Source organism: Mesorhizobium sp. WSM4848, assembly GCF_055811375.1.
Map to the genome: position 1 here is coordinate 20179 of NZ_JBVVPX010000049.1, position 23137 is coordinate 43315.

Annotated in this window: 16 protein-coding genes, 2 tRNA genes and 1 pseudogene; 15 read left to right on the forward strand and 4 right to left on the reverse strand. The window is 60.1% G+C overall.

Annotated features, from left to right (window positions below; all coding sequences use genetic code 11):
* Positions 1–46: 46 nt before the first annotated feature.
* From AC0L16_RS30440 to AC0L16_RS30465, 6 genes are all read left to right on the forward strand, one after another.
* A complete protein-coding gene (locus AC0L16_RS30440) occupies positions 47–487 on the forward strand; it encodes a DoxX family protein (RefSeq protein WP_473625165.1) in 441 nt (146 codons plus the stop codon).
* 1064 nt (positions 488–1551) lie between these two features.
* Positions 1552–2052, forward strand: coding sequence for a type IV toxin-antitoxin system AbiEi family antitoxin domain-containing protein (locus AC0L16_RS30445; protein WP_473625167.1), 501 nt, complete (start codon positions 1552–1554; stop codon positions 2050–2052).
* Positions 2053–2363: 311 nt separating this feature from the next.
* Complete coding sequence (locus AC0L16_RS30450; protein WP_473625168.1) at positions 2364–3188, forward strand: LssY C-terminal domain-containing protein; 825 nt, start codon at positions 2364–2366, stop codon at positions 3186–3188.
* Between the two features lie 98 nt (positions 3189–3286).
* On the forward strand, positions 3287–4366 hold the full coding sequence (locus AC0L16_RS30455; RefSeq protein ID WP_473625170.1) for an AI-2E family transporter: 1080 nt from the start codon (positions 3287–3289) through the stop codon (positions 4364–4366).
* A gap of 404 nt (positions 4367–4770) precedes the next feature.
* Positions 4771–4971: a hypothetical protein gene (locus AC0L16_RS30460; protein ID WP_473625171.1), complete on the forward strand. Its 201-nt coding sequence runs from the start codon at positions 4771–4773 to the stop codon at positions 4969–4971.
* A gap of 239 nt (positions 4972–5210) precedes the next feature.
* Positions 5211–5510, forward strand: coding sequence for a hypothetical protein (locus tag AC0L16_RS30465; protein ID WP_473625173.1), 300 nt, complete (start codon positions 5211–5213; stop codon positions 5508–5510).
* On the opposite strand, the gene AC0L16_RS30470 is transcribed toward AC0L16_RS30465, so the two are convergent.
* The gene (locus AC0L16_RS30470; protein ID WP_473625175.1) at positions 5476–7461 is read right to left on the reverse strand and encodes an MASE1 domain-containing protein; all 1986 of its coding nucleotides are present in this window, start codon (positions 7459–7461) and stop codon (positions 5476–5478) included. The genes AC0L16_RS30465 and AC0L16_RS30470 overlap by 35 nt on opposite strands.
* Positions 7462–8050: 589 nt before the next feature.
* On the opposite strand from AC0L16_RS30470, the pseudogene AC0L16_RS30475 reads away from it, so the two are divergent.
* A pseudogene (locus tag AC0L16_RS30475) lies at positions 8051–8305 on the forward strand (transposase); the annotation flags it as partial.
* Between the two features lie 218 nt (positions 8306–8523).
* Positions 8524–10074 carry an arylsulfatase gene (locus AC0L16_RS30480; protein ID WP_473625176.1) on the forward strand — a complete coding sequence of 517 codons (1551 nt, stop codon included), beginning with the start codon at positions 8524–8526 and terminating at the stop codon, positions 10072–10074.
* A 122-nt stretch (positions 10075–10196) separates the two neighbouring features.
* Here the strand turns inward: AC0L16_RS30480 and AC0L16_RS30485 are convergent, their stop codons facing one another.
* Together AC0L16_RS30485 and AC0L16_RS30490 are read right to left on the reverse strand one after the other, a co-directional pair.
* Positions 10197–11189 carry a SphA family protein gene (locus AC0L16_RS30485; protein WP_473625177.1) on the reverse strand — a complete coding sequence of 331 codons (993 nt, stop codon included), beginning with the start codon at positions 11187–11189 and terminating at the stop codon, positions 10197–10199.
* Between the two features lie 383 nt (positions 11190–11572).
* Positions 11573–13174 (reverse strand): arylsulfatase, encoded by a 1602-nt coding sequence (locus tag AC0L16_RS30490; protein WP_473625179.1) that lies wholly within the window; start codon positions 13172–13174, stop codon positions 11573–11575.
* Positions 13175–13650: 476 nt separating this feature from the next.
* Between AC0L16_RS30490 and gltS the strand changes: the two genes are divergently transcribed.
* Complete coding sequence (gene gltS, locus AC0L16_RS30495; RefSeq protein WP_473625180.1) at positions 13651–14868, forward strand: sodium/glutamate symporter; 1218 nt, start codon at positions 13651–13653, stop codon at positions 14866–14868.
* Positions 14869–15337: 469 nt separating this feature from the next.
* On the opposite strand, the gene AC0L16_RS30500 is transcribed toward gltS, so the two are convergent.
* A tRNA-Asn gene (locus AC0L16_RS30500) sits at positions 15338–15412 on the reverse strand.
* A gap of 221 nt (positions 15413–15633) precedes the next feature.
* Between AC0L16_RS30500 and AC0L16_RS30505 the strand changes: the two genes are divergently transcribed.
* The 6 genes from AC0L16_RS30505 (at position 15634) to AC0L16_RS30530 (ending at position 22957) form a co-directional block, all read left to right on the forward strand.
* The gene (locus tag AC0L16_RS30505; protein ID WP_287240641.1) at positions 15634–15894 is read left to right on the forward strand and encodes a hypothetical protein; all 261 of its coding nucleotides are present in this window, start codon (positions 15634–15636) and stop codon (positions 15892–15894) included.
* 330 nt (positions 15895–16224) lie between these two features.
* Positions 16225–16298: transfer RNA gene (locus AC0L16_RS30510), tRNA-Cys, on the forward strand.
* Between the two features lie 100 nt (positions 16299–16398).
* Positions 16399–17067, forward strand: a complete 669-nt coding sequence (locus AC0L16_RS30515) for a protein-L-isoaspartate O-methyltransferase family protein (RefSeq protein ID WP_473625182.1) — start codon at positions 16399–16401, stop codon at positions 17065–17067.
* 186 nt (positions 17068–17253) lie between these two features.
* On the forward strand, positions 17254–18666 hold the full coding sequence (locus AC0L16_RS30520) for a TolC family outer membrane protein (protein ID WP_473625183.1): 1413 nt from the start codon (positions 17254–17256) through the stop codon (positions 18664–18666).
* A gap of 214 nt (positions 18667–18880) precedes the next feature.
* A complete protein-coding gene (locus tag AC0L16_RS30525; RefSeq protein WP_473625184.1) occupies positions 18881–19789 on the forward strand; it encodes a PopZ family protein in 909 nt (302 codons plus the stop codon).
* Positions 19790–20173: 384 nt separating this feature from the next.
* On the forward strand, positions 20174–22957 hold the full coding sequence (locus tag AC0L16_RS30530) for a valine--tRNA ligase (RefSeq protein ID WP_473625186.1): 2784 nt from the start codon (positions 20174–20176) through the stop codon (positions 22955–22957).
* Positions 22958–23137 lie beyond the last annotated feature (180 nt).

The window sequence follows — 23137 nt, forward strand, 5'->3', positions numbered from 1 at the left end:
TGCACTCGTGAACGCCGTTCCCGAGGCAGAGACACAGGAGAAAACAATGTCCGAACATACAATGGCCACCAAGGCCGCACCCGCTCCAAACCGCGCTCTCGCAATTGGCCTATGGTCGGCGCAAGTCACACTTGCCGGCATCTTCCGCATGGCTGGCGTCAGCAAGAGCTTCTTGTCGCCCGCCGACCTGGTTGCCATGGGGGTCAACTACGCGACTGAGCTCCCCGAGTGGTTGCTGCGCTTCATCGGCGCGTCAGAATTGCTTGGCGCCGTCGGCATCATCCTGCCGGCTCTGACCCGCATCCTGCCACGCCTCACGCCGCTGGCCGCGCTCGGCTTCGTCACGATCCAGATGCTGGCCATCGGTTTTCACGCGGTCCGCGGCGAGCTCGCGATGGCACTTCCGTTCAATCTTGCGCTGCTTGGCTTGTCGCTGTTTGTCGTGTGGGGCCGCTGGTTCAAGGCGCCAATTGCGCCTCGCGGTTAGGTGCATCTCTGTCGCCATCGCTGACCTGGGCAAGGTAATCAACCCGCCTCCTGAGAGCGAAGCCTCCAGGCCATCGAAACGCTTCATCGCCGGCTGGTCTGAACTGCGACAGGATTTTCGCACGTGCCGGAGGGAACGGATCGAGCGCATTGCACGCTGGAGGAACGCTATCCGGGACGTCAACACCATCTCGCCAGCGGTGGCTAGCGCAAGTATGCGTGGGGAAATCTGGGCGATAACCATCCGGGAGAGGCAGCCGGTGCCGGAAGAATTGCAGGGACGACGTTGAAGCTTGAGCGCCTGCCGAATGGCGCGGACGTCAATTTCGTCATCGGGTCCGACGGAGCCTGGCCGGAGCCGTCAGGCTTGCCGGCCAGACCTACACGGGCGCGTTCCTCAAGCAATGATCAAAGACACCTCTGAAAGGCTATGCAGAGGCCAAACCACCGTTCCGATTGCAGCCCGTTGTACCGGAGTAGGGCCGTGCACGCCGTGATGCCAGATATGAGTGCATGTCGCGCAAAAGTGTGCAGTGGTTTTGCGGTAGCGACATGCGTAAAAACAAAAAACCTAAAGCGCGTCGCATGAGGTCGGTCAAACGCGACGCGCTTTAGTCCCATTGGTACATCCTGGCGAGGGAGAGGACCTGAAATCCAACCTTTTCCACGGATCTGCGATCACCTTCGTAGTTGCGGCTGATGCTGTTCAGTCGACCTGTTCAATCTGCGGGCCTGGGTCGACCGGCGCAGCCGGCGTGCAATCCTGCCCCTTGCATTCCTCGACAGGGTTATCGGCTGGTGGAAGGCAGTTTTGGCCCTCGCAATGAACTGCCGGCTCCGGCGCTTCTACGTGGTTAGGCGGAACAAGCTGATCCTCAGCGCGAACGGCCGGCATTGCTACGCTGATCATGCCCGTGCACAAGAGCGCAATCCCGAGCAATTTCATTTTCGCCTCCCTGTCTGGCAGCGAGCTGTACCCTACACTTTCAAGCTGCGGCCGCATCTTCTAAGCCGCGAACGACGTTAACACCGGGTTTCAGTGCTGGCTGCAAGGGAGCGGGCCGAATGATCAGCCTGTCGCATGTCGGACGCAGGCCGGATAGGCGGCTGCGGTCGATGCGGTGGGTCGGGCGGATCAGCGGCACATCGGCGAGGGACGCTTGGATTGCCAGGATCGGCCTACAGACTTTCGCCACGTACGAAAGCGGCTCTGGAGTGGAACCGCGTGTAAGCGGTGTTCGCAATTTTGATCTGAAGTGGCTGGCCGGGCTGAACGAAACTGCGAACTACGAACTGCCGATCCCCCTCGAAACTACGCCACAGCCCACTATCAAGGTTCGGAAGCGCGACCGCGAGCGCGCTGAGCGCACCCGATTGGCCGGCGGGCCGAAGCCATCCCTCAGAGCGCGCGCTGTCGCACTCGTACGCGAAAAGGGTGAAGTGCGAACGTGCGATCTAACCGACATTGGAATTCCCCGCTGTTATCTGGCCCGCATGTGCGATGAGGGTCTGCTCGTCAAGGTTGGCTACGGCATTTGTCGCGCCGCCGATCAGGAGGCGGCATGATCCGGCCCGCATCCAAAACCTGCCTGCGAACCCGTCGTCCCGAACGATGTGCGCGCAGCCGCGTTTTCACCGCCAAATGTCTGTTTCGCGCCCAAAAAATGCCTTCCACCGACGTTTGCATACGAATGGACCGGCCGCGCGGTTCGGGACCAACAAGACCTTTGCCGATAGCACTTCCCCAAAGAGCAATATCGTGACGACGAAACGTGAGGTAGAAATGGTCTGACGGCGGCTATGCTCAATCGGCAGAATCCGGGCACGAACCGGGAAGTCGACGCCGAGGCTATTGGCGCCATACGGGACAATGAATTTTGAGTACACTTACGCGGTTATTCCAGAGATTTCTCATCATCTGTCTGGGAGTAGTCAGCGTTTGGCTCATAGTCTTTATCGTTTTCGATACTGCGGACCGCAGGCTTCCATGGGTCCTAGCCGTAGGTCTTACCTACGGGCTTGCTGCCTATGTCATTTTGCCAAACGCAGTCCGAATGGGCCTTAAGGTTCTGCACCGGAGACTCATTCCAAGATACTCAATCACCGGAGACGGCTTGCCCGGCGATCCAGTAAACCTAGTCCTGATCGGGACCCGTCAACAACTCTGCGATGCATTTGCAGCAGCGGGCTGGTCAACCGCTGATCGTTTGGGGGTTGCAAGCTCGTGGCGGATGGCACGAGCGTTCCTGCTCAACTCTTCGTATCCCACTGCCCCATTCAGCACGCTCTATCTCTTTGGACGAAGGCAGGACATGGGTTTTCAACAGCCCATCAACGACAGTCCGCGCAAGCGCCATCATATCCGCTTCTGGGCGCTGAGCCTCTCCCACTCGAGCGACGATATCACGGCAGCAAGCTTCTGGCTAAATACGGATAGACCGCCGAACGATCAGCGTGTCCTGTGGGTCGGGGCGGGCACAAGAGATACCGGATTATCGCTAACCAGGCTGACGCTCCAAGTGACACACGCTACCGATTCAGACACGAATGCTGAACGAGACTACATAGTCACCCAGCTGAAGACGAAGCGGGTGATCGGGGATGTCGTATTGCACCAGTCCGGTTCACGTCTGCAGACCGGAAACGTCAACCATTACATTACCGATGGTGAGATCGCCTTCGCCAGCTTGATAGAGAATTGACAAAGGAAAATCTAACCGTCGCCCCTCCATTGGATCCGAGGACACGTGCGCCGAATGGCCGACAGTTGAGCTCGAAACGGGATGTGGGGAGAAGGTCGATGAGAATTGCGCAACCAGCTACGTTCTGGATTGGGGTTTCCGCAGTCGCCTTGGTTGCGCTGGTGCTGTTGCGCGAAATCCTGCTGCCATTTGTCGTAGGCACATTGCTCGCCTATCTCCTCGTTCCGGCGGTCGACAGGTTGGAGCGGTTCGGGATCAAGCGAACCCTTGCAGCACTAGCCGTCTTCTTGCCGCTGATCGTGGGCATTATCGGGGTAATGTTGGTCATGCTCCCGGTAATTATTGGCGAACTCAGATTTTTTGTTGAGGAGTTTCCCCGCTACATCACGCGTCTGCAGTCCCTTGCGACCAATGCAAGTGGCCCCTGGATGCGTAGTGTCATGGGTGAGAATCTTCACATCGAGCAATCGTCTGTCGATGTCGTGAGGACGGTGGGCAGCAAATGGCTCGACGGCGTCGTTACCTCGCTATGGTCGAGCGGAAGAGCCTTGATTTCTCTTCTTTCCCTGCTCGTCGTCACGCCAATCATCGCCATCTATCTGGCGATTGACTGGCATCGAATGATTGCAACGGTCGATGGCTGGTTTGCTCCGGAGTACCGCGACGATGTTCGGGCGCTGGGGCGCGAAATCCACGATACTGTTGCCGGCTTCGTGCGCGGTCAGGTCGTCATCTGCCTCGTTCTTGCCGTCATTTATGCCGCTGCTTTGAAGCTGACCGGACTCAATCATGCCATTTTGATCGGCATCACTGCAGGCCTCATCAGTTTCGTTCCCTATCTTGGGGCAGCTACCGGGATCTTGGTGTCCGTATGCGTTGCGGTGGACCAGTTCTGGCCCGATTGGGCACCTGTTGCTGTTGTGGGGGGCATCTTCATCGTTGGTGAAATGCTTGCCGACTATGTGCTGTCGCCGCGCCTCATCGGTCGTCGCGTCAACCTCAATCCAGTCTGGATGATGTTTGCGCTGTTCGCCTTTGGGTGGCTGTTTGGCTTCATCGGTGTCTTGCTAGCGATACCAATCGCGGCTTCGCTAGGTGTTATCCTGCGCTTCGCGAGGCGGAAATCTCTAGCAAGCGCGGGTCACGACGTTTCAGCCGGTTCTAGCACGGAACAGTGAAAAGACCGAAACTGGTGCCAGCTGTGTGGGTGCAGATTATGCACCGAACTCTGCAGGCGCGTTTGGCCCTCGAGAAATCAACCTACGGCCTTGCTACCAGAGCGCCGCCAGTAGCGAAGGTGAACGCGTCACACAGAAATCTCGCCGACTTCCCAACGAGGGTCATCTGCAGGACTGGGCCTATTCGCGTATCCCATGGCTGGTCGCAGGAGTGTTCGCGGCACTTGCTGTGGCCTTCATAACATCGCTGACGTTCGATGCCGGGGCAATTGCACAGAGCAATCTGCAACTCCGCCACTGGGGGCTTATATTTCCGCTGCTAAGCGTTGCCGGCCTGCTGGGCGTACTCGTCAGCGGGCGGGCGCGGCGAAACACTGTTCCCTTTGCGATGACGGCGGCGTTTTTTGTACAGCATTTCTGACACTTGGCGTGATGTTCTGGCCTTACCTATCCCCTACGCGATCACCGTAGCCGACGCTGCTGCCCAGGAAAATTCGCTGCTGTTTTTCTTTTATGGTGGAATTGTCGTCCTGCCTGTCATCGTTGCCTATACGATCGGCTTCTACGTGGTATTCCACGGCAAGGTTGGGCGTGTCGATACGTGAGCGCGATTCTCGCAAGCTGAAGTCAAGCCGGTCGAGCCGACGTATTCCTTGAGAGCCGAAACTCCAGTTTGGAGGAAATTACCTGTGGCAGGTCAGTAACGTTCAGGATAGAGGTGGGCCCAATGTAATGTGTTGAGGAGCCGGTGACTTCACCCAGCCACCGCGACCCGCCCACAGCCGGGTCGTTGACGGGCGTGCGTATCCTCTTGGTTGAGGATTCCTGGCACCTCGCAAGAGCTATGACGAGGCTGCTTAACGCGTTGGGGGCTGACTTGGCCGGGCCCGTTGCAACCGCAGCCGACGCCGAGCGCCTCATCTCCGAACGCCGCCCTGATGTAGCGCTCGTCGACTTTAGCCTCCGAGACGGCGAGCCCGCCCATGACCTGATTGACCGTCTGCAAGATCAAGGGATCAGTGTCATCGTCATTACCGGCTACGAGGTCGTTCCGCTAGCACCGGGCAAAGTTGAAGCTATCTTGCATAAACCCGTTAGCGCGGCACATCTTATTGCAACGGTGCGTCAAGTGACGTCACGCTAGCTGCTGGATGGCCGGAAGTGGCTCCCTTTATGTCTGTCACGGTCACGGCCTTGACAGGAAACTCAATTCTGCAGCAAACGCCGTCGGATGCAAATACGAGGTCGACCGAACCGCCGAGCTCGTGAGGGATAAGATCACGAATGAGGCTGACGCCGTATCCGCATTGCGGCGAAGCCGCAATTGCGGGGCCGCCAATCTCACGCCATACGATCGACAGGTTTGTCGCATTCTCGCTAGGCCCGCGGTTACAGACCACCTCCACCCGGCCGTTTCTGGTCGACAGTGCGCCGTACTTCGCAGCGTTCGTTGCCAGCTCGTTGAGCACCATCGCCAACCCCTGTGTCTCCGCGACCGTGAGTGTGAAGTTGGAGCCACGGATCGTTATGTTTGCGTCCGTCGCGTAGGGCGCAAGCTGATGGCGGACAAGGTCCATGAGGTCAACGCCGTGCCAACGATTCTGGCTGAGTAGCGAGTGGGCGGCGGCCATGGATTGAATGCGCCTATCGAGTGCTTGAATGTATTCGTCCAGCGAACCACTGCCCGGGCTCGTATCCGTGATGACGACGGAAACGCGTGCCAGCAAGTTCTTGACGCGATGATCCAGTTCGGCGACCAACAGGCGTTGGTGCTCCTCAGACCGCTTGCGTTCGGTGACGTCAACAGTGAGGCCCTTGAGGCATACAAGGCGCCCCATTGCATCGAACTCGGCCTTGGCCACTTCCTCTAGCCAGACTTCCCAACCGTCGCAGCGCTTGAAGCGGAATGTTACGGTATATGTGGGGCTTTCGGGGCGGACACCGCGGACGAGCGCTTTGAAGCGCCCGCGGTCGTCCGGATGGACTCTCGAGAGAAAGTTACCGGCGGTCAGCGTTTGCCGCGGCTCATAACCCAGGATCTGCGCGGCGTTTGCGCTGCGCAGCGACGAGCCCGTCCGGACATCCCAAACGAACGCCGTGGCCGCCCCTGCCGACAGCGCCTCTTGCAAGCGGGCTTCGCTCTCAATGAGCGCGTCCTCGTGCTGACGCCGCTCGGCGAACAGCGCAGCAAGGACGGTTGCGCAGAGCGCAACCATCAGTATGCCGGCTTGAGCGGCAAGGATGCGGTCCGCAACCGGAAGATCCGGGTCGCCGAAATGGCCAATTCCAAACGTCGTCGTCCACACTATTGCAACGGCAACAATGAACGCCGCTGCCGAAGCGAAGATCGGCCGGCAACGGGCCGCTATCCACAAGAGTAACGGGAATAGTAGCGCGATCGGCACTACTGTTTTCCAAGGCTCCGCTGGCAGGGAAATGACGACGAGGCTCATCGCGGCTACCGCCGCCAGAGCCAAGAGACCTTCGATTGCCTCGCTTTGCGGCGGCGGCTCGCGTGCTGCTGAGGCGAGGCCGATCACCAGCGGCGCAGTCGTGACGATGCCAAGCGCGTCGGATAAGAACCAGTTTTGCCAAATGGCAAAAATCGATGTCGTCGCGCCATAGAATAAAGTGAAGCCCAAGCTCCCGCCGATCCCGGATGCGGCGGCACCGACGATCGCCGCCCCTAACAGTCCCAGCACGTTGCGCAGGCGGTTGAGACTCACTCCGGAACCGAAGTAGCGCTCGATCAGACTAGCTGTAAGCAGGGCTTCCACCCCATTGCATACGGCGAAGACGGTGGCGCTCCCGAGGTCTCGGTCACCCAAGAGATTGGCCGCGATGGTGGCGATCATCGTCCCAACCACAACCCCCAATCGCGCTCTTGGCCCAAGGGCGATCAACGTGCCCGCGGCGATACCAGCGGCGGGCCAGAACACGGCCACGCCATCAGGAGTGAGTAGGGAAAGGCTTAACTGTGCCGCCAGGAAATACGCGATACCGACGACAACAGCGAGCCAAATTGAACTCGTCCACTGCCGCGTCTGGTCGGCGGCATCGGAACCTTGAGCTTGGACTCGTAGATGCTGCAGCATGTCACCGCCTCAGTCACATTATCACAAATAGCACAGGATGTGTGATGCGAGTCGATCTCCAGTCTCATGGTCATTGTGCAGTCTGGAGGCGGGCTTGATCGCAGCTGTTTAGCTTTAGGACCGGAATGTCCGGATCGGTCGCTTCTTCCGGTTCTCGTGTTGGAAGGTTTCGCCGGCCGAATCTCTGAGACGGCTCGTTTCGGCGCAATCGCGCCGAGTCTATGTCTTTTCATGATGTCGCCGCCGACTCTACGATGAGCGCTTTGCAGGTCTAGGCGAAGGCAAGGCGCCACGCTAACTTACCCTGACTTCGATAGGCGTCTCTGCTGTTTGCAACCATTTTAGCAGAAGCGAACCAAATTGAAGCGTAAGGAACATCGCAAACTGCGCGCAGGATCGGCCGTATCGTAGAGAAGGCGGTGGCTCCCCGGGCTGAACGAAACCGCGAACTATGTGCTGCCGATTCCCCTCGAAACCACGCCAGAGCCCGCTATCAAGATTCGGAAGCGTGATCGCGATCGCGCGGAGGGGATCCGGCTTGCCGGTGGTCCCAAGCCGACATTGAGGGAACGCGCCGTCCGGCTCGCCCTTGAGAAGGGTTGTGCGGGACTACGCTTTGGAAACACTGGCCGATCCCGACGCGCTGCTGGTCATCGATGAGACCGGCTTTCTGAAACAGGGCAAGGCGTCATGCGGGGTGGCTCGGCAATATACGGGTTCGGCCGGCAAGATCACCAACTGCCAGATCGGCGTCTTTGCGTCCTATGTCTCACGCCACGGCCATGCCTTCATCGACCGGGCGCTCTATCTGCCGAAGGCTTGGACGGATGATCCGGCGCGCCTAGGCGTGCTCAACTGCGCTCGTCTGACATTGCGCCCTTTTCGGTTGCAGAATTTAGTTCGCAACCTTCGCATTCTGACAGTTGTCTAGTCGATGCCGACCGCCGCTCAACAATGAGCCCGACGCTATGCTGCATTTCCCCTAAGGGCAGTATCGTTGGAGAACCCGACCGGATAGCATCAGCGGCGAAGAGTCGAACGACTGGTAGGACGCGCTTAGCATTGAAGGCTGCACCCGTTGCAGCTCGCAAACTGAATGATGCCAACAAAAGAGGTCGACCGATGACGATCACTCGAAAGCTACGCGCAAGTCTATTCGCAATTGGTGCCATTGCGTCCGCAGCCGGCCCGGCACTTGCGCAACAACAGAAGCCAAATATCCTCTTCATTCTCGCTGACAATACAGGTTATGGCGACCTTGGCGTCTACGGTGGTGGAGAACTACGCGGGGCACCGACGCCACGTATTGATCAACTCGCGGCCGAAGGTCTTAAGCTGACCCAGTTTCTGGTCGAGCCATCCTGTACGCCGTCACGCGCCGCGTTGATGACAGGCCGCTATTCCATTCGCTCCGGTCTGTCGCTGGTTCTGGTGGGCGGCACTGACATCTCGTTGCCAGCCAATGAAGTCACAATGGCCGAGATGCTGCATGACGCTGGCTACGCAACTGCCATATTCGGTAAATGGCATCTTGGAGCACAAACCTACAGCCAGCCTCAAAACCAGGGTTTCGACGAGTTCTACGGCATCCCTCCAGGTGACACTTGGGACGCGTTCGGCATGATACGCCAGGGCCATCAGACCAAGACCTTTGACATGCCGCTCGACAAGGGACCACAGATCGTCGAGGCCAAACGAGGCGAGCCACTGACGGTGGTCAAACCCTATACTGAAGAAGTGCGGCGCGATGTCGACTGGGAATTGGTGGACCACGGCATCGATTTCATGTCGCGCCAAAAGGCAGCGGGCAAGCCGTTCTTTCTCTACCTGCCAATCTCCAGGACACACTTTCCGAACCTGCCATCAAAGCGCTTCGAAGGAGCTTCGAGAATCGGTCAGTTCGGCGATTCTCTGATGGAAGGCGACGCTATCGTCGGCAAGATGCTCGATACATTAAAAGAGCTTGCGCTGGATCAAAACACGATCGTGGTGTTCGCTTCCGACAATGCCCCCGACGGACCCGGGGCGAGCGCTTTCGGCGGCGACATGCCGGATATTGGATCGTCCGGACCATATCGCGGCGCGCTTGGCGACGTGAGTGAGGGAGCAATCCGCACCGCCGCCATTATCCGTTGGCCGGGCCAAATTCAAGTGGGTTCATCCTACGCCATGTTCTCGATCATGGATTTCTTCCCAACCTTCGCAAGGTTTGCAGGTGGCAGGGTGCCCGACGACAGGCCAATCGACGGTATTGACCAGAGCGATCTGCTACTCGGCAATGATAGTGTTGGTCGTCGGGAGCATCTCCTGACCTTCGTCGGTGCCGATCTTCTGGCGGTGCGCTGGAAGCAATTTCGTGCCTATTTTGCCGATGTTGCACCTGGCCGCAGCGGCGCGGGCGGCGCCACGCTGATGGGGGGAATAGGTGTTAGCGCGGCCCCCATGAATGGCTATCCCAAAGTGTTCAATATCGAGGCTGACCTGCAGGAGGAGCACAATATCGGCGAGATGTACAACTGGGTGCTAGGACCTCTGCTGAAGGCTGTGGAGGAGTACAAGGCGACCCTAGTTCACGCGCCTAATCGGCCCGCCGCGAACATGACGCGGTTTTGAATAGTTTATGCATCGAGCGCGCGATCGTGCTTTGCGGCGTTCGGCGCTCGGTGTGACATTGCGGAAGGTCGCGTGCCTCTCGCCTGTTGCAGGCCTTGGTGCAGGAGACCACCGCGATTGATTTATTTGGCCTTGCCCAGCGCCGACAGTGGTAGATTCACAGTCAGGAACACGCCTTGGCCCTTCATTCGGTTCTTGGTATCGAATTCGAAGTAGCCGCGCAGATTGGTATAGATAGGTACGCCACGAGCGGAGAAGTTGTAACCGATCTGCGGGCCAATCGCGATTGTACGTGATTCGAAGTCGCCCAAAATTGCTGGTTGGCCTTTGTCCGGGGTCAATTGCTGGTAGACGTAACCCACCACGCCGATGAAGAAGTTCTCGTTTAAGAACTGCGCCGCTGCCCAATCGAAGTGGGCATCGATGCCGTTGGTGTAGTCGGTGGACGTATTCTCAAAGTTGTAGGTAAATCCCAGCGTTCCCGAGAACTCCCTGCCCGTGGCGGTGTTCAGGTATGTATACGCACCGCCGACATCGATCGCGGCGTGGCCAATTCCGATGTTGGCGAGCCGGTCGGAATCGTACGTGCCCACTGGAATGTCGCCGGCGACGTAAGCCATCCAGTTATGCACGCCTCCGGAGTTCCAGAAGAGCTGCGCGGTCGGATACAGATCGCCAAAGCCCGCGACTCTGTCCGAGCGCTCTATACCGAGACCGCCCAACTGGACTTGTGCGGATGCCTCGGAATATGCAGGCAGGAAGGCGAGAGAGAAGTTAGGTTGCGCGTCGAAAATCTTGAACTCGGGTGCATAGCTCGGGACAAAGAACTGGCCCACAAACTGCCCGTCCAGTCCGAGGGCGAGATTGTCGCCGCGCGGCAGTGTCGTGCTCGCCCCGACCTTTCCGGAATATCCGTACGTGACCATCGGGAGCGAGAAGCCCGGTGCCGGCGCGATCGCCGCGAAACTGCCGTACTGGCCGGGGAGCCAGAAACTCACCCCGCCTTCATCCGCGCGGGCTGGGAACGCCGCAAAACCGATGGTACAGATGAGCATGACATTGGAAGCGAGCCGCGCGGCTGGTTGGATGTAACGGCACGCGATCGACTGCATCATTTCACCTCGTCGATGACCATTTCACCGCGAGGTTAACAGATGTTGCAACCAAACCACGACAGACTTTGCTGAGGCAATACGGCTGAGCAAAGCAAAAGTTGAGGCGGCGGTCGATACAGTCCTCCGTTGAATCAAGGTTGGCAAGCGGCTTGCGGCGAACGACGGTTGAATACGAATATGCCTTTGATCAGACCGGTTTCGCGCAGACTGGCTTGAAGCAGATCATTCGAGGAATCGAGGACCGAAGATCATTCAATCATATCCGTTTGGATGTCCGCTGTGGCGCATAACACCGAATCTGTGACGCCCTTGCTGTCGTATTCGCAACCGAGGCATCTCGCGGCAGCATATCGTCCTCTGTTCTATCTCATACCGCCGCGCTTCTAATTGCTCGACGGCGGATTCCTGAGCTTTTCCATTGCCTGTTCGACCGAGAAAGAGCCGGGCTCCTGCCGCGGTGGAAACTCCTTGAAGCTCATCAGATGCTGACCAACAATTGCTTGTGCCGGAACAAGAACGAAGGCGTGCTCGACGAACCACCGCACATAGTCTCCCGCCTCGTGCTGTGCGCGTTCGAACGGGTCCGAGCGCAGGTTGAACAGCATTGGCAAACGCAGTTGCACCATCGGCTGTGCCCAGACGTCGAAGCCCTCCGCCTGCTGTTCCATGAAAACAGCCTTCCACTGTTGGTAACGGAGACCCGCGAGGTTGCCGTCATCAGTCCAGTAGAAGAACTCCTTGCGCTTGTCGGAACCTTTGCCAACCAGAAGATCACGCTGGTCGTAGCCGTCGAGGTGAACGCGGAAGTTCTTCCCCGCGGCATCGTAGCCCTGCAGAAGCTTGTTCTTGATGTCGGGCTCGCCGGCTGCTGCCACGAGCGTCGTCGCCCAGTCCTCGGCGGAGAAGATGTCGTTGATCTCGACGCGCGGCGGCACCAGACCGGGCCAGCGCACCATCGCCGGCACGCGATAGCCGCCTTCCCAGTTGGTGTTCTTTTCACCGCGGAATGGCGTTGTGCCGCCGTCGGGCCAGGAAAAGGTCTCAGCGCCGTTGTCGGTGGTGTAGATGACGATTGTGTTGTCGGCGATGCCGAGATCATCGAGCTTCTTCAGGATCTCGCCGACTTGCCCGTCATGCTCGACCATGCCGTCCGGGTAGATGCCGAGTCCGGTCTTGCCCTGCGACTCGGGCTTGAGGCGGGTCCAAATGTGCATGCGGCTCGGATTGAACCAGACGAAGAAAGGCTTCTGGTCCCGATGGGCGCGGTCAATGAAGTCCATCGAAGCCGAAAGGAATTCCCCGTCGATGGTCTCCATGCGCTTCTTGGTCAGCGGCCCGGTATCTTCGCACTTCTGTTTGCCCCAAGGCCCGAACCGGGGATCGTCGCCGGGGGTATCGGTGGCGGTCGCCAGACATTTCATGACGCCGCGCGGACCAAACTGGGCCCTGAAGGCCGGGTCCTTTGGGTAATCGGGATGTTCGGGCTCGTCCTCGGCATTGAGGTGGTAGAGGTTGCCGAAGAACTCATCGAAGCCGTGCACCGTCGGCAAAAACTCGTTGCGGTCGCCGAGATGGTTCTTTCCGAATTGCCCTGTCACGTAGCCTTGCGGCTTAAGCATATCCGCGATCGTCGGGTCTTTTTCGGAAAGTCCCTCTTTCGCGGACGGCAATCCGACTTTCAAAAGACCGGTCCGTAACGGACTCTGTCCGGTGATGAACGCTGCGCGGCCGGCTGTGCACGATTGCTGGCCGTAATAGTCGGTGAAAATCGCTCCCTCATTCGCGATGCGATCAATGTTGGGGGTTCGATATCCCATCATACCTCGATTGTAGGCGCTGATGTTCCAGTAGCCGACGTCGTCGCCCATGATCACTAGGATATTGGGCTTGGCCGGTTCCTGAGCCATCACCGGAGAGGGTGTTGATACGAGACCAACGGCGAAAGTCATTGCCGCCGCAAAGCCGGTTGCCGCCGTTTTTTTCATGTCCCGTTCCCCCCCTGTTGATGGCCCGTTCAGCGTCAGCGGAAGCCCGCTTTGCATGGCTTATAGGCTCGTTGGATTTTTGCGCGTCCTACGCCCGTGCGGGCGCATGCGCCAGACTATAAAGGAAGAAGACATATTAAGCCATGACGTCACGTTAGCTGTCACCCGATTGGCAATATTCCAACCGGGGCGCGACTACACATCCCATGGAAAGCTCGTCACGAACTATGGCTGTCGCCGAAGACGATCCAAGCAAGCCAAAGAAGTACCGAACGGTTGCTGAACTCGCACGGCTAAAAGACCGATGGTCGGCGGAGGCGTTTCTGCGCTGAGACGCAAGCTGGCCCTGCGCTCGTCCGGAAAAATCTACCGATGATCCGCTATTGCTGGCTTCCGCATAGTCGGCAATATTGATGATTGTCTGCAAAAATGGTGGCCATCAGAGTGTGCTACCGCAGGCATCGCGCGGGGGCGAGATGATTGATTTCGATACTGGGGTGCTGCGCGTGCAACCGTTCCTTGCGGTCACCGCAGGCGTCGTAGTGCTCTTCGTGGGTAAGGCGCTCAATCAGCGTTTCGCATTCCTTCGCAAATACAACATCCCGGAGCCGGTGACAGGTGGCCTGCTCTTCTCGTTTGCGATCGGGCTGGTCTATCTCTTCTCCGGCATCAAGATCGATTTCGACCTTGCGGCGCGCGACATACTGCTCGTCTATTTCTTCACCGTGATTGGCCTCAACGCCCATGTCGGAGATCTTGCACGGGGCGGCAGACCGCTGGCGGTTCTGCTGGCGGTTACCGTGGCTTTCATGGTCGTGGCGAACGCGGTCGGCATCGGCGCAGCCGGCATCCTCGGGCTCGACCCGTCCATCGGGCTGCTTGCCGCCAGCATTTCGATGACCGGGGGCCACGGCACCGCCATCGCCTGGGCGCCTGTCATCGCCGAGACGCGCGGCGTCGCCAGCGCAATGGAGATCGGTGTCGTCTGTGCAACCATGGGGCTCGTCATGGCGAGCCTCGCCGGCGGGCCTATCGCCCGCTACCTGATCCAGCGCAACGGGCTCGAGGCGCAGCCAGAGCAGGCATATGACGTCGGTGTGAGCGCCGATGCCGAGCTTCCGCAGATCGACTACTTCTCCTTCCTGCACGCGATCCTGGCCATTCATCTCGCCGGCATCATCGGCATCCTCGGCCACGCATGGCTCGAGAGCGTCGGGGTGAAGATGCCGCTCTTTCTTCCATGCCTCGCCGCCGGGATCGTGCTCACGAATCTCGTGCCCCGCGTGCTGCCGGACGGCGCATGGCCGAGCCGGACGGCTGCGCTGGCGCTGATTGCGGAGGCGTCGCTCGGCGTGTTCCTCGCTATGTCGCTGATGAGCATGAAGCTGTGGACGCTGGCCGAGCTAGCCGGCCCGCTGTCGGTGCTGCTCGCGCTGCAACTGGTCCTTGCGGTGCTGTTTGCGGTCTATATCTGCTTCCGGGCGCTCGGGCGAAATTACGACGCGGCAGTGGTGTCGGCCGGCTTCATCGGCTTCGGTCTTGGCGCGACGCCGACCGCAATGGCCAACATGACGGCCGTGACCCAACGCCACGGGCCCTCGCACGTGGCATTCCTCGTCGTGCCGCTGGTCGGCGCGTTCTTCGTCGACATCGCCAACGCCATCGTGATCAGGCTATTTCTCGGGGCTCTGTGAACACCTTAACCCACCTGTCTTTGCCGTCACCCCTATGTCTTTGGCCTAAGGTCACACCTTGGCTATTCGCGCAAATGGCCGCTTTTGGAATGCGGCTTGGGTCTACTCAACGACCGATGTGCGGCGCAAAGTGGCCGTCCGCGTCCTGACCTGTGAGAGGCTGTTTCGATCCAATTCTTCGGGTTCTCGAACTGGAAGGGTTGCGCCGGACTCGGTCGTTGGCCAAATCTCTGAACGGCTCGTTTCCGCGCAATGGCGCCGCCTGCATGTCTTTTCACGATGTTGCCGCCGACTCTACGATGAGAGCTTTGCAGGCCTAGGCGAGGGCAGGGCGCTGCGCTACTTTACCGCTGACTTCGACAGGCATCTCTGCTGTTTGCGAGCCAGTCCAGCAGAACGAATCGGATCGGTGCGTAGGGAAAAATCGCACGTAGGCGCACAATTTCGCGCCCTGGCGTAGAAAGGGCGTTGGCTCCCCGGGCCGGATTCGAACCAGCGACCAACCGGTTAACAGCCGGTTGCTCTACCACTGAGCTACCGGGGAACAGAGGCTCTCATGTGAGTGGCGCAGCCTATAGCAAACCCGTTTCGGCTTTGCAAAGCAGCATTTCGTATTTTTCGGCGCTTTTTCGCGCCACGATTTCTGGCAATCATGTGCGCGCGTCCTCATATGAGCCGTCTGGCGGGGTGCGCGGAACCGAAAAGGCGGTTGCGGCTTTCGTCAGCTGATGCTTTTACTTTGCCCGAACGGACCACTAACCAGACATGAGCGCAGCAAGCCACAACCACCCACCGGCACGGAAAATATCGGTCTTCGGCCGTCAGTTCACCATGCCGCGCTCGCGCGGCCTCAGGATTGCAATCGGCGTTGTGCTGATCTTCGGCGGCATTCTCGGCTTTCTGCCGATCCTGGGCTTCTGGATGGTGCCGATCGGATTGCTGGTGCTCTCCTACGAGTTTGCCTTGGTGCGCCGCCACCGGCGCCGGCTTGTCGTGTGGTGGGAGCGGCGGCGGCGGCCGAACTGACGGGTTTGCACCGCAGGGGCAAGCTTCTGTGAAGGGGCGCCTTTCCGGCTCGACTAAATCTGGCCAATGCCCGGAGCGCTTTTCCGGCCCTCACAGCTCTCCTTCAGAATGGCGGACCTTCTTCTTACCCAGCGTAAGGTCCCGGTCCCGGGCTTCCCTTTGCCATACTCCGTACTTAACAATTAACTAATATCTTAATTGCAGGATGCGTATCGACGATTCGATGCGTGGCATCATGGCCGAGGGGAAACCGTCCGGAATGCACCATGGCCGCTTGACGGCATTTTCGCCGCAACCTATTGGAACCGGGTGGAACGCCGGGAGCAATGAGGCCTCGTGGCGGAGTGGTTACGCAGAGGACTGCAAATCCTTGCACCCCGGTTCGATTCCGGGCGAGGCCTCCAAATGCCCAAGCTCCCGCGCACCAGCGCCAGGGGTTCCGGTCGAAATGATCCGCGGTCTTGGCGCGGCAAACAGATTGGTTTTGGGCGGATTGGTTGGAACATGAGCGCTGATTTTGCCGAACTTCGGGTGAAAATGGTCGATGGCCAGATCCGCACCACCGACGTGACCAGCGCGCCGCTGCTCGAGGCGATGCTTGTCGTGCCGCGCGAGGCCTTTGTCGCCCCCGGCCAGCGCGATCTGGCCTATATCGACGAGGACATCCGCATTGCCAATGCAGCGGACGGTCCACGCTATCTCATGGAGCCTTCGCCGCTGGCCAAGCTGATGCAATTGGCCGAGATCGGCCCTGGCGATTCGGCGCTCGATGTCGGCTGCGGCACCGGCTATGCGGCGGCGATCCTGTCGCGGCTGGCAAAGTCGGTCGTCGCACTGGAAAGCGATCCGGCATTGGCCGAGACCGCCATGTCGACGCTTTCGGCGCTGGGCTGCGACAATGTCAGCGTGGTCAAGGGACCGTTGCCGGAAGGCCATGCCGCAGGAGCGCCCTACGACGTCATTTTCATCGGCGGCAGTGTGGAGAAAGCGCCGGAGTCGCTGCTCGACCAGCTTGCGGAAGGCGGTCGGCTTGTCGCCGTCGAAGGGCAGGGGAATTCGGGTGTGGCCCGATTGTTTCTGAAAACAGGGGGGGGTGTAACCGGACGAGGCGCATTTAATGCGGCAATTAAGCCACTACCGGGATTTGAACGTGCTCGTGCGTTTGAATTCTGAGTGATTTTGGCTTGCAGCAAAGGCGTTGTCATGTTCGCTTGCGCTTGAACAATTGTTGCTGATCCGCACAACCGGGGTGTTCTTTTGGGGGCAGACAGCAGGGGACCTGAAACACACCGCGCCGGCTGCTCGAATGGGAGAAGCCGGCGCGGTGTGGTTCCCATGCAAAACGAATGAGGGAATAACGTGCCGTCTTTACGCAAGAGCCTTTTTGCCGCCGTTCTCTTCTCGGCGACCGCGCTTTCTCCGCTGGCCGCCTCGGCGGAAACCATTCTCGGTGCTCTTTCAAAAGCCTACCAGAACAATTCCGAGCTCAATTCGGCTCGTGCCGGCGTCCGCGTCACCGATGAGAGCGTTGCCATCGCCAAGTCCGGCTGGCGCCCGACCATCACCGGTTCTGCCGACATCGACTACTCCAGCGAGCATTTCAATGCCCGCGGCAATGTACCCGGCGCGAACCGAAGTACGCGTTTGACCACCGGCAACTTCGGCGTCCAGATCGACCAGACCCTGTTCGACGGCTTTCAGACCAGGAACAACGTCGCTGCAGCCGAATCCCAGGTCCGCGCCTCGTTCGAGAGCCTGCGCAACACCGAAGAGAACACTCTGTTCAACGCGGCAAGCGCCTACATGGACGTGATTCGCGACCGCCAAGTGGCGGTGCTGACGGAGCAGAACCTGCAGTTCCTGACCGAGCAGGCGCGCGCGGCGCGTTCGCGCTTCGAAGTCGGCGAAGGCACCCGCACCGACGTGGCCCAGGCCGATGCCGAGCGCTCCTCCGCTGTGGCGGAACTGGCCGCCGCCCGCGCCCAGGCGCTGGCAAGCGCTGCGACCTATCGCCAGATCGTCGGCGATGAGCCAGGCAGGCTCAGGGCCGCTTCGCCGCTGTCGAAGCTGTTGCCGTCGAACCTCGATGCGGCGATCGCGATTGCATCCATCGAGCACCCGGCCATCCTCTCCACCCAGCATCTGGTCGACGCGGCGGCGTTTTCGGTGAAATCGGCCGAAGGCGCGCTGCTGCCGCAGCTTTCGGCTTCCGCCGGCGTTTCCAGCGACTATCGCAGAAGGAGTCCGGGCGTCGAACTCGGGACGGGGGATGAGGGCACAACCAATTCGGCCAGCATTGGTGCCACCTTGACTATACCGATCTATTCGGGCGGGCGGACGTCGGCGATAGTGCGCCAGAACAAGGAATCGCTCAGCCAGGCCCGGATCGAGGTGGATGTAAGCCGCGACAGCGTGCGGCAAGCCGTGACCTCGGCGTGGACGCAATATATCGCCGCCCAGCAAACCGTGGTGGCCAACAGGCAGGTGATCGCCGCCGCGCAGCTTGCCTTGAGCGGGGTCATCGAGGAGCGCAATGTCGGCCAGCGCACCACGCTCGACGTTCTCAACGCGCAGGCCACCCTCATCAACGCCAAGATCAACCAGGCCAGTTCCGAACGCGATTTGGTGGTGGCGAGCTATGCCATCCTGTCTGCTATCGGTCGCCTTTCGGTCGATCGTCTCGCCCTTCAGGTGACGAAATACAGACCCGAAGAGCATTACAATGCGGTCAAGGACAAGTGGTTCGGCCTGCGCACGCCAGACGGCCGCTGATCACCTCACAAGTTTCAACTTCCGTCCCGTTTCAAGCTATTTAGAGCCCGCGCGTCCAAAAGGTCGCGCGGGCTCTAATCTGTTGAAATCCAACATGCCCTCAGATTGGGGATTCTCGCAAGTCGATCCGTGGGTTACGCTGTTACCATGATTCGAATCCGGGTTCGGCCGGACAGGAAATCTGCAACGAGTCACAAGGGCGGCGGATGTGACGATGGCGACGGCAAGCAGCGTACAGCGCGAACCTTCCATGGAGGAGATACTGGCTTCCATCAGGAGGATCATCGAGGACAACGACACCGGCCGCAAGCAGCCGGACGAAACGGACGACGTGCTGCAGGATCTGACGTCGGTAGCTATGCCGACACCGGCGGCAGGCGGGGCGCCACCAGCGGCAGGCGGGGCGCCACCAGCGGCAGGCGTGGCACCGCCGGAGGTAGGCGCGTTTCGCGAGGAGTTGCGTCCGGGATTCGACGCCAGGAGGCCGGCCAGGCTGACCGAGGTGCAGCCGCAACCGTCGGCCGTCGAGCCCGTAAACGCCCGCGTGGAGCCGCCGGAGCGTTCCGATCCGGCTCCGGTCAAATCGCCCGTGACGCTTGCCAGCGACAGGGTCGCGGCCGAAACGGCCCCGGCCGCCAAGCCGGAGCCGGATGCGCCTGCGACGGCAAGGGCTGCGGGGACGACCGACAGCATCGTTGCCGGGTGGCGGCGTGATATCGCCGCAATTAGCGAAGCGAAGACCGTGGCCAAGCCGGACAGGGCCCCAGACAGGGCTGAACTGCGACAGACGCCGGATGCCGAACCGAAGGCCGAGGTTTTCGAGGACGCCGCCGAACCTGCTTTCGAGCCGGCCCCGCCGCGAAGCGGGTTGGCGCGCCCGGCGACGAGCGAGGCACCGTCCGCTCGCCCGGCGATCCTTTCCGAACATACGGGCCGGCAAGTTGCCGCCGCCTTCGGCGAGCTTTCCGATGCGTTCGCCAGCCGCAGCAAGAAAACCTTCGACGAGATGGCCGAGGAGATGCTGAGGCCCATGCTGCAGGACTGGCTGGACAACAATCTGCCGACGCTGGTCGAGCGGCTGGTGCGCGAAGAAATCGAACGTGTAGCGCGCGGCGCGCAGTAGCTGCTTCCAAGCGCTCGACCGGCCAATTGTCGAAGTCGGCGCCGCCCCTCATCTGCCTGCCGGCATCTTCTCCCCAAATTGTGACGGGGAGAAGGGGCTGTCGCAACCTGGGCACCCTTCCTGCAACGCTTGGCGAAATCCTTTGAGGAGGCGTCTTTCTCCCCGTCACTATACGGGGAGAAATGCCCGGCAGGGCAATGAGGGGGGCAGCGCAAACCTATGCGGCGCTCACTTCTGCAAGTTGCCCCGATCTGCCCAGGCGCTATTTGCTGCCCAGGCGCTATTTGCTGGCATGGCCGTCTGCCGCTCGCTTGCGGTTGACTTGGCCAAAACCTTCCGATTTACACCGGACCAGCAAAACCCCGACAGCCCGGACGCCTTCCCATGCTCGAAAAAACCTACGACGCAAAAATCGTCGAGCCGAAGATCGCCAAAGTCTGGGAGGAGGCCGACGCGTTTCGTGCCGGCGCAGGCGCCGAGGAGGGCGCGGAAGCCTTCACCATCGTCATCCCGCCTCCGAACGTCACCGGCTCGCTGCATATGGGCCATGCGCTCAACAACACGCTGCAGGACATTCTGGTGCGCTTCGAGCGCATGCGCGGCAAGAACGTGCTGTGGCAGCCCGGCATGGACCACGCCGGCATCGCTACGCAGATGGTGGTCGAGCGCCAGCTTATGGAGAAGCAGATCCACCGCCGCGACCTGACGCGCGATGAGTTCATTGAGAAGGTCTGGGAGTGGAAGGCCGAATCCGGCGGCGCGATCTTCAACCAGCTGAAGCGGCTGGGGGCCTCTGCTGACTGGAGCCGAGAGCGTTTCACCATGGACGAGGGTCTGTCCAGGGCGGTGCTCGAAGTGTTTGTCACCCTCTACAAGGAAGGCCTGATCTACAAGGACAAGCGCCTTGTGAACTGGGACCCGAAGCTCTTGACTGCGATTTCTGACCTCGAGGTCGAACAGCAGGAGATCAACGGCAATCTCTGGCATTTCCGCTATCCCGTCGAGGGCGAGGTTTTCGATCCGGAAAATCCAAAAACCTTCATCACCGTGGCGACGACGCGGCCCGAAACGATGCTGGGCGATACGGCGGTGGCGGTTCACCCCGACGACGAGCGTTTTCGGTATCTGGTCGGCAAGAACCTCGTCCTGCCGATCGTCGGCCGCAAGATCCCGGTGGTGGCGGACCAATATTCCGATCCGGAGAAAGGCAGCGGCGCGGTCAAGATCACGCCAGCGCACGACTTCAACGACTTCGAGGTCGGCAGGCGCCACAAGCTGCCGGCGATCAATATCCTCACCGTCGAGGCGGCGGTCGCCCTCACCGACAATGACGACTTTCTCGCCGGGCTGGAGGTAACGCCCGAGCGTCAGACCGTCTGGGATCAGCTCAACGGCCTCGATCGTTTCGTCGCGCGCAAGAAGATCGTCGAGCTGATGGAGGCGGGCGGATTCCTCGAAAAAGTCGAACCGCATCGCCATGCCGTGCCGCATGGCGATCGCGGCGGCGTGCCGATCGAACCGTTCCTGACCGAACAATGGTATGCGAACGCGGCGGAGCTCGCCAAGCCGGCGATTGCCTCTGTGCGCGAGGGCCGCACCAGGTTCGTGCCGAAAAACTGGGAGAAGACTTATTTCGACTGGATGGAGAACATCCAGCCCTGGTGCATTTCGCGCCAACTCTGGTGGGGACACCAGATCCCGGCCTGGTACGGGCCGGACGGCCGCATCTTCGTCGAGAAGACCGAGGAGGAGGCGCTCGCTGCCGCAATCGAATATTATCTGGCGCTGGAAGGGCCGTGGAAGGCCTGGGTCGAGGACAAACTCGAGAATTTCAAGCCGGGCGAGATCCTGATCCGCGACGAGGATGTGCTCGACACATGGTTCTCGTCGGCGCTGTGGCCGTTCTCGACGCTCGGCTGGCCGGACCAGACGCCGGAGCTGAAGACCTACTACCAGACCGACGTGCTGGTAACCGGCTTCGACATCATCTTCTTCTGGGTCGCTCGCATGATGATGATGGGCCTGCATTTCATGGGGGAGGAGCCCTTCCACACCGTCTATGTCCATGCGCTGGTGCGCGACAAGAACGGGCAGAAGATGTCGAAGTCGAAAGGCAACGTCATCGACCCGCTCGATCTCATCGACGAATATGGCGCCGACGCGTTGCGCTTCACGCTGACGGTGATGGCCGCGCAAGGACGCGACGTGAAGCTCGATCCGGCTCGTATCGCCGGCTACCGCAACTTCGGCACCAAGCTTTGGAACGCGACGCGTTTTGCCGAGATGAACGACGTCGCGAGAAACGACGATTTCTGGTTGAACGACGCCAAGCTGGCGGTCAACCGCTGGATCCTGACCGAACTGACGCGCGCGGCGCGCCAAATCACCGACGGCATCACCTCATATCGCTTCAACGAGGCTGCGGGCGCGGCCTACCGCTTCGTCTGGAACCTGTTCTGCGACTGGTACCTGGAACTGTTGAAGCCGGTCTTCATGGGCGCGGACGAGACTGCCAAGGCCGAGAGCCGGGCTTGCGTCGCCTTCGTGCTCGACGAGATCTACAAGCTGCTGCATCCGATGATGCCGTTCATGACCGAAGAATTGTGGGCTGAGACATCAGGTGAGGGCAAGGAACGGCCGTCGCTGCTTTGCCATGCCGCGTGGCCGTCGCCCGACTTCGAGGACGAGGCAGCGGCCGCCGACATCAATTGGCTGATAGACCTGGTCTCGGGCATCCGTTCCGTGCGCTCGGAAATGAACGTGCCGCCGGCGGCGATGGCGCCGCTGATGGTGATCGGCGCCAATACCGCAACCCGCGAAAGGCTTGAGCGTCAGGCATCGGCCATCAAGCGACTGGCGCGGGTCGGCGACATCTCGTTTGTCGATACGGCGCCCAAGGGCTCCGCCCAGATCGTGCTCAACGAGGCCACCATCTGCCTGCCGCTCGGCAGCCTGATCGACCTTGCCGCCGAGGCGGCGCGGCTGCAAAAGGAGTTGGTCAAGGTGACCGAAGAGATCGCTCGCCTGCACAAGAAGCTGTCCAACGACAAATTCGTCGCCAACGCGCCGGAAGATGTCGTCGAAGCCGAGCGCGAAAAACTCGCCGAATATCGCGCGGCGCAAGAGAAGCTTTCGGTGGCGCTGACACGCGTGCGCGAAGCCGGTTGACCCATCTGTGGTATTTGAGAATCGAATTGACTGAGGAGCGGATTTGCCAACCGGCTTCCGCTTCTTGGGCGCCTGATGCTCAGGATTCGCGAGTCCTGCGAACTGGGACTGTCAGGAATTCTGTGCGCGAGGCCATGATGATGGAAAGGAGAGAATCATCACATGGCTATCGAGAAGGAA